A 5,365-nucleotide genomic window follows, 5' to 3' on the forward strand; every position below is an offset into this window, starting at 1 on the left:
GGGTCGCCGGGACGATGACCTCGACGACCGGGACGTCGTAGCGCTCCCGCGCATCGCGCAGGACCGCAGCGCTGGCGGAGTTGCAGGCGATGACGAGGACCTTGACGCCCTGCGCGACGAGGTGGTCCAGGCACTCCAGCGCGTACTCCCGGACCTCCGAGATCGGCTTCGGGCCGTACGGCTGACGGGCCGTGTCGCCCAGGTAGAGGACGGGCTCGTGCGGCAGCTGGTCGAGAACGGCGCGGGCCACCGTCAGGCCGCCGAAGCCGGAGTCGAAGATGCCGATCGGAGAGTCACTCACAACGCGAAAGCGTACGTGGACAGGGTGTTACGGGAAAGTGAACGGGCCCGAGGTCACATGTGACGCATCGCTCGCCGAGGCCCGAGCGGGCTCAGAGCGGGAGCTTGGGCTGCGGCGGCGCGTGCGCGGGATCGACCCCGTCGAACAACGACGACACCGACTCACCGGCGTGGATCCGGGCGATCGCCTCGGCGAACAGCCCGGCGACCGAGCGCACCTGCAGCTCGGGCCAGTCCTCCGGCGGCGGGACGGTGTCGGTCGTGACGACCTCGGTGATCGAGGGGTGGTTGCGCAGGCGCTCGACGGCCTTGCCGGTGAACAGGCCGTGGGTGCAGGCGACCGAGGCCTCGGTGCAACCCTCCTCCTCGAGCTTGTTCATGAGCTCGATGATCGAGCCGCCCGTCGCGATCTCGTCGTCGAGGACGATCGCGGTCCGACCCGCGACGTCGCCGACGATCGCGTCGATGACGACCTTGTCGTCGGCCTGACGCTGCTTGCTGCCGGCGGCGACCGGGACGCCCAGCAGCCGGGCGAGCAGCGAGGCGGTCTTGGCGTTGCCGAGGTCCGGCGAGACCACGACGGCGTTGGTCAGGTCGCGGTTGCGGTAGTAGTCCGCGAGCTCACCGATCGCGGTCAGGTGGTCGACCGGGACGCTGAAGAAGCCGTGGACCTGGGGCGCGTGCAGGGTCATCGTGACGACCCGGTCGGCACCGGCGGTCGTCAGCATGTCGGCGACCAGCCGGCCGCCGATCGAGATGCGGGACGCGTCCTTCTTGTCCGAGCGGGCGTACGCGTAGTGCGGGATGACGGCGGTGACCGAGGCGGCGCTGGCGCCCCGGGCGGCATCGATCATCAGCAGCAGCTCCATCAGGTGGTCCTGCGTCGGCGGGACCAGCGGCTGGATGATGAAGACGTCCTTCTTGCGGCAGTTCGCGAGCAGCTGCACCTGGAGGCAGTCGTTGCTGAACCGCAGCGTGTCGGACGCCGACAAGGGCTGGCCGAGCTCGGAACAGATCTTCTCGGCGAGGGGTCGATGGGCGCTGCCGGAGAAGACCACGATCTGACTCACGTGGACGAGGGTAGTCGACCCCGTCCGGCCGCGACACCGCCCGAGCCGGGCCTACGCCCAGAGCTGGCCGTCGAGCTTGTCCTCGGCCTCGTCCAACGTGCCCTCGTAGGCGCCGGTCGAGAGATACTTCCAGCCGCCGTCGCAGACGATGAACACGATGTCGGCGGCCTCGCCGGCGTCGGCGCACTTCTTGGCCTGGGCCAGCGCGGCGTGCAGGATCGCGCCGGTCGAGATGCCGGCGAAGATGCCCTCGGTCGCGATGAGCTCGCGGACGCGGCGGACGGCGTCGCGCGGACCCACCGAGAAGCGCGAGTCGATCAGCGATGCGTCGTACAGCTCGGGGACGAAGCCCTCGTCGAGGTTGCGCAGGCCGTAGACGAGCTCGCCGTAGCGCGGCTCCGCGGCCACGATGCGCACGCCGGGCTTGTTCTCCCGGAAGAACCGGCCGACGCCCATCAGGGTGCCGGTCGTGCCGAGCCCGCCGACGAAGTGGGTGACCTCGGGCAGGTCGGCGAGGATCTCCGGGCCGGTGCCCTTGTAGTGCGCCTCGGCGTTGGCCGGGTTGCCGTACTGGTAGAGCATGACCCAGTCGGGGTGCTCGGCGGCGATGCCCCTCGCGACCCGGACGGCCTCGTTGGAGCCGCCGGCGGCCGGAGAGGGGATGATCTCGGCACCCCACATCGTGAGCAGCTGCGTGCGCTCGATCGAGGTGTTCTCCGGCATGACGCAGACCAGGCGGTAGCCGCGCTGGCTGGCGACCATCGCCAGGGAGATGCCGGTGTTGCCGGAGGTCGGCTCGAGGATCGTCGCGCCGGGCTCGAGGAGGCCCTCCTTCTCGGCGCGCAGGATCATCGCGAGCGCGGCCCGGTCCTTGATCGACCCGGTCGGGTTCTGGTCCTCGAGCTTGGCCCACAGCCGCACGTCCGGGCTCGGCGACAGCGTCGGCAGGCCCACCAGCGGCGTGCCGCCGACCGAGTCGATCAGGGAGTTGAAGCGCATGTCAGCGGGCGCCGCCGGCGACCGCCGGCAGGATCACCACGGTGTCGCCGTCGGCGACCGCGGTGTCGAGGCCACCGGTGAACCGGATGTCCTCGTCGTTGACGTAGATGTTGACGAACCGCCGCGCCTCGCCGTCCTCGATCAGGCGCTCCTTGATGCCCTCGTGGTCGAGCTCGAGCTGGTCGATCAGCTCGGTGACGGTCGAGCCCTTGCCCTCGACGGCGCGCTCGCCGTCGGTGTAGGTGCGCAGGATCGTGGGGATGCGGACCTCGATGGCCATCAGTCTTCTGCCTTCTGTTGAGTGACGCTTGCCTCTGTATAAGCCGCGACGACGCGAACTTCTTCCTCGGTGACCTCGCCGTCCACGATGCGGTACGACCGGAAGTCGACCGGACCCGCCTCGTGCGCACCGTCGCGGGTCGACACGAGCACGTAGTGCGCGCCCGGCTCGCCGGCCAGGTTGACGTCGGTGCGGGACGGATAGGCCTCGGTCGCGGTGTGCGAGTGGTAGATCACGACGGGCTCCTCGTCGCGGTCGTCCATCTCGCGGTAGAGCTTCAGCAGGTCGCCGGAGTCGAACTCGTAGAACGTCGGCGACATCGCGGCGTTGAGCATCGGGATGAACCGGGCCGGCCGGTCGGAGCCGATCGGGCCGGCGACCACGCCGCACGCCTCGTCGGGGTGGTCACGGCGCGCGTGGTCCACGATCGCGTCGTGGGTCGCCTGGTCGATGGTCAGCACCGGTCGAGTTTATCGGCTGCGTGGCACGGCGCTGCTCGACGGTGTCGGTCGTGAGACGACCGGGTCAGTCGAGCGCTCCGATGAGAGTCTCCTGGACGTAGCCCAGCCAGTCGTAGATGTCCGACATCGCGGCCACCGCGTCGTCGTCGGACTCGGCGACCAGCATCGTGTCCTCGTCGTTCTCGATGCCGAGGCGCACCGCGAGCGACAGGCGTACGTCCGTGAGGGCCCGCAGCCAGGCCTGCACCTCGGCGTCGTCGAGCTCGACCTCGATCGGGTCGCCGTCCTCCTCGGGAGGCGCGCCGAAGGTCAGCCCGCCGTCGATGAGGGAGCCGATCAGCGCCTCGGCGTTGGCGACCTTGGCCGAGGTCAGGGAGCGCTCGGTGAACCGGCGGAACTCCCCGGCGTCGTCGGGGTCGTCGCGATAGGCGTCGGGCAGCAGCCGCTGCAGGACCGGGTCCTCCGGCGGGGTCGACGGTCCGCCCATCCCCAGCTGGGCGGCCAGCGGGTCGGCGCTGGACTCGGCGGCACCGTTGCGGTCGCGCAGCAGCTCGACGACCTGGCTCGACAGGCTCGCCAGCAGGTGCGCCTCGCCCAGCTCGAACGTCGCGGTGATGCCGCCGCGACGGCGGCGCTTGAACGGCTTCATGCGTCCTGCCGCTCGAGCGTGGCCCACAGGCCGTACTCATGCATCGCCTGCACGTGTCGCTCCATCTGCTCGCGTCGGCCGCTGGAGACGACCGCCCTGCCGTCGTGGTGCACCTTGAGCATCAGCTCGTGCGCCTTCTCCTCGGTGTAGCCGAAGTAGTTGCGGAAGACGTACGCGACGTACGACATCAAGTTGACGGGATCGTTCCAGACAATCGTGACCCACGGATCCTCGAGCTCGACGATGTCGTCGACCTCGGGCTCCGCGATCTCGACGGGGGTCGGGGTGGTCACGCCTCCATTGTGTCTCAGGCGCAAGACAGCGCGACACCGGCCGAACGGCTCACGCTGATCGGGATGATCTGGACCGGGAGGTCAGGCCCTCAGGCGCTCCACGGCCGCGGCGACCCGCTCGTCGGTCGCGGTGAAGGCGACCCGGACGTGCTGCGCGCCGGCCGCGCCGTAGAAGTCGCCGGGCGCCGCCAGGATGCCCAGCTCGGCCAACCAGTCGATCGTGTCGCGGCAGGGCTCACCCCGGGTCGCCCACAGGTAGAGGGCCCCCTGCGAGTGCTCGACCGTGAGGCCCGCCGACTCGAGCGCGGCCCGCAGGTCGGCGCGCCGGGCGGCGTACGTCGCGCGCTGCGCCGTGACGTGGGTGTCGTCGGCCAGCGCGGCGGCCATGGCGGCCTGCACCGGCGTCGGGAGCATGAAGCCGAGGTGCTTGCGGACCGCGAGCAGCTCGGAGACGACGGACTGGTCGCCGACCACGAACGCATCGCGGTAGCCCGCGAGGTTGGACCGCTTGGACAGCGAGTGGACGGCGAGGATGCCCTCGGCGCTGCCACCACAGATGTCGGGGTGCAGCACCGACCACGGCTCGCCGTCCCACGCGAACTCCAGGTAGCACTCGTCCGAGACCAGCAGCGCGCCCCGGTCCCGTGCGAACTCGACGACCTTGCGCAGGTGGTCCTTGCCGAGGATCGCGCCGTGGGGGTTGGCCGGGGAGTTGACGTAAATCAGTGCCGGCCGGCGCGGGCCGATCGCGATCGTCGAGTCGGCCGCGAGGACCTCGCAGCCCGCGTAGCGGGCCCCGACCTCGTACGTCGGATAGGCCAGCTCCGGGATCACGACGAGGTCGTCGGGGCCCAGACCGAGCTGCATCGGCAGGTTGGCGATGAGCTCCTTGGAGCCCACCGTGGGCAGCACCTGGGACGGGCTCAGCCCGCCGATGCCGAAGCGTCGGTCGAGCCAGTCGACGGCGGCCCGGCGCAGCGGCTCGGGACCGAGCACCGTCGGGTAGCCGGGCGCGTCGGCGGCGGCCACCAGGGCCTCGCGCGCCACCACCGGCGTCGGGTCGACCGGCGTGCCGATCGAGAGGTCGACGATGCCGCCCGGGTGCTCGGCGGCGCGCGCCTTCGCGGCCGCGATCGTGTCCCAGGGGAAGTCGGGGAACCGTGCCGAGACGCGGCCCATCGCGGGACCTACTCCTGGTTCTGCGGGGGCAGTGCGGCGATCATCGGGTGGTCCTTGTCGATCTCACCGAGCTTGGCGGCGCCACCGGGCGAGCCGAGGTCGTCGAAGAAGTCGACGTTGGCCGCGTAGTTGTC

The 5,365-nt window shown here is 70.7% G+C and carries 8 protein-coding genes and 1 pseudogene; all 9 read right to left on the bottom strand.

The window, feature by feature from the left end:
- Window positions 1–301 (bottom strand): aspartate/glutamate racemase family protein (locus tag JWQ91_RS11195; RefSeq protein ID WP_297783759.1); only part of this gene is annotated, 301 nt, incomplete at its 3' end.
- A gap of 91 nt (window positions 302–392) precedes the next feature.
- Window positions 393–1,370 carry a ribose-phosphate pyrophosphokinase gene (locus tag JWQ91_RS11200; RefSeq protein ID WP_297783762.1) on the bottom strand — a complete coding sequence of 326 codons (978 nt, stop codon included), beginning with the start codon at window positions 1,368–1,370 and terminating at the stop codon, window positions 393–395.
- A 51-nt stretch (window positions 1,371–1,421) separates the two neighbouring features.
- Window positions 1,422–2,369, bottom strand: coding sequence for a cysteine synthase (locus JWQ91_RS11205; protein WP_297783765.1), 948 nt, complete (start codon window positions 2,367–2,369; stop codon window positions 1,422–1,424).
- Between the two features lies 1 nt (window position 2,370).
- On the bottom strand, window positions 2,371–2,649 hold the full coding sequence (locus tag JWQ91_RS11210; protein WP_297783768.1) for a MoaD family protein: 279 nt from the start codon (window positions 2,647–2,649) through the stop codon (window positions 2,371–2,373).
- Entirely contained in the window at window positions 2,649–3,110 is a 462-nt protein-coding gene (locus tag JWQ91_RS11215) for a M67 family metallopeptidase (RefSeq protein WP_297783772.1), read from the bottom strand. The genes JWQ91_RS11210 and JWQ91_RS11215 overlap by 1 nt, the downstream gene beginning before the upstream one ends.
- Window positions 3,111–3,174: 64 nt before the next feature.
- Complete coding sequence (locus tag JWQ91_RS11220; protein ID WP_297783775.1) at window positions 3,175–3,759, bottom strand: DUF2017 domain-containing protein; 585 nt, start codon at window positions 3,757–3,759, stop codon at window positions 3,175–3,177.
- Window positions 3,756–4,052, bottom strand: a complete 297-nt coding sequence (clpS, locus tag JWQ91_RS11225) for an ATP-dependent Clp protease adapter ClpS (RefSeq protein ID WP_297783778.1) — start codon at window positions 4,050–4,052, stop codon at window positions 3,756–3,758. Before clpS ends, JWQ91_RS11220 begins: the two co-directional genes overlap by 4 nt.
- Window positions 4,053–4,133: 81 nt before the next feature.
- Window positions 4,134–5,231, bottom strand: coding sequence for a succinyldiaminopimelate transaminase (gene dapC / locus JWQ91_RS11230; protein ID WP_297783781.1), 1,098 nt, complete (start codon window positions 5,229–5,231; stop codon window positions 4,134–4,136).
- A gap of 8 nt (window positions 5,232–5,239) precedes the next feature.
- Window positions 5,240–5,365: pseudogene (locus JWQ91_RS11235) on the bottom strand (ferredoxin); the annotation flags it as partial.

The sequence above is a fragment of the Aeromicrobium sp. genome (assembly GCF_025965075.1).
Classification (GTDB): Bacteria; Actinomycetota; Actinomycetes; order Propionibacteriales; family Nocardioidaceae; genus Aeromicrobium.

Coding starts and splice junctions, on each gene's coding strand:
- dapC (WP_297783781.1), bottom strand. CDS start 5,231: ATGGGCCGCGTCTCGGCACGGTTCCCCGACTTCCCCTGGGACACGATC.
- JWQ91_RS11220 (WP_297783775.1), bottom strand. CDS start 3,759: ATGAAGCCGTTCAAGCGCCGCCGTCGCGGCGGCATCACCGCGACGTTC.
- JWQ91_RS11210 (WP_297783768.1), bottom strand. CDS start 2,649: ATGGCCATCGAGGTCCGCATCCCCACGATCCTGCGCACCTACACCGAC.
- JWQ91_RS11205 (WP_297783765.1), bottom strand. CDS start 2,369: ATGCGCTTCAACTCCCTGATCGACTCGGTCGGCGGCACGCCGCTGGTG.